Source organism: Roseomonas sp. TAS13 (assembly GCF_001950415.1).
Lineage (GTDB): Bacteria > Pseudomonadota > Alphaproteobacteria > Acetobacterales > Acetobacteraceae > Roseomonas > Roseomonas mucosa.
This window is the reverse complement of the sequence record NZ_BDLP01000629.1, coordinates 1-1,498: the sequence shown is the minus strand read 5'-3', so window position 1 is coordinate 1,498 and position 1,498 is coordinate 1. Positions and strand designations below refer to the sequence as shown.

The window sequence follows — 1,498 nt, the reverse complement described above, 5'->3', positions numbered from 1 at the left end:
GCCGCGCCGGATGCCCCGGCCTCGCCGCCGGCCGCCGCGCCAGCGAAGCCGCCTGCGGAGAAGCAGGAGGCGCCGAAGCCCGCCGCCGGGCCGAAACCCGGATCGCCGGAGAGCCATCCGGAAAGCGAGAAGCCGGCCGCCACCCCGCCTGCCGCCGCAGGCGATGGCGCCAGGCCCCCGGCCGACGAGAAGAAGCCCGACCAGCCCGGCACCACCGAGGCTCCGAAACCGGCCCCCTGATGCCAAGGGCGAAGGGCATGGATCATCGGAGGCGCCACGGTCCGGTGTTGTCCGCCCTGCGTGCCATCGGGGATTTTCAGGGCTTTAGGATTTTAGGATTTTAGCCCTTTATCCGCGTGGATGGAGGTGGGGTCTTCCTTGTGGTGAAAGCGGATGCTGGCCGGGCTGCGCATTCAGAGGCCGGTGGCATCGTGAGGGGTGTTGATTTTATTCCTATAGCTTGAAGCGGGTCCGGGAAGCAAGGGTGTTGGGACCTGTGCCGCGGGAGCGGGCCTCCGGGCTGACGGTCAGCCTGCGGAGGACAGCCCGTCCCGGCGTTTCATCTGGCGGCGTCAGGCCGCGGCGGGCAGGCTGCGGGCGGTGGCGGCGGCCTTGGCCAGATCTTCCACGAAACGGTCGTATTCGCGGGCCTTCATGGCGGAATCAGGAATGCGGAGCAGGTAGGAGGGGTGGACGGTCGGGTAGAAAAGCCGCCCGTCCGGCGCGCGGAGCACATTGCCCCGCACCTTGGTGACCGGCATGGCGCGGCCGGTGACGGCGCGCAGCGCGGTGGCGCCGAGCGTGACCAGCAGGCGCGGTGCCACCAGGCCGATCTCGCGTTCCAGGAAGGGCCGGTAATAGGCGATGTCCCCCGCATCCGGCGTCTGGTGCAGGCGCCGCTTGCCGGTCGGGGTGAACTTGAAGTGCTTCACGGCGTTGGTGACATAGGCCTCGTCCCGCGCGACGCCCGCTTCCTCCATCGCCCGGTTGAAGAGCCGCCCGGCCGGGCCGACGAAGGGCCGGCCGGCGAGGTCCTCCTCGTCACCCGGCTGCTCCCCCACGAACATCAGCAGGGCCCCGGGCGGCCCTTCGCCGAAGACAAGTTGCGTCGCCTGTCCGGACCAGCCCGGCAGGTCGTTGCGGGTCTCGATCTCGCGCTTCAGAGCGGCGAGGGCGGCGGGGACGTCGCTGTCCGTCGGGGTTTCGGCATGGGGCATGGCGGGCGTTCCAACGCGCGAAGCCGCCGCCGGGTGCAGGCCATCCGAACGGCCGCCCGGGAGGGAGACGAGATGCGCCGTCCGCTGCCGGCGCAAGGCGGGCGGGGTGGCGCCGCGCTCCACCATCTCGGCGACCCGGGCCGGGGCCTCGGCGATCAGGCGCGGGATGTCGCGTGCCTCGGGCAGGTTGCGCCAGTAGCGGCGGGGCATCTCGGCCAGCATCGCGCCGGTCTTCAGCCCTGTCTCTTGATCACATCTACGCACAGCTCCACCGGTAAGGC

The 1,498-nt window shown here is 71.0% G+C and carries 1 protein-coding gene and 1 pseudogene; one reads left to right on the top strand and one right to left on the bottom strand.

Annotated features, from left to right (window positions below; all coding sequences use genetic code 11):
* Positions 1–240: pseudogene (locus ROTAS13_RS27915) on the top strand (SPOR domain-containing protein); the annotation flags it as partial.
* A 332-nt stretch (positions 241–572) separates the two neighbouring features.
* On the opposite strand, the gene ROTAS13_RS24350 reads toward ROTAS13_RS27915, so the two are convergent.
* On the bottom strand, positions 573–1,498 hold a 926-nt coding region (locus ROTAS13_RS24350; protein ID WP_139323563.1), incomplete at its 5' end, for a UdgX family uracil-DNA binding protein.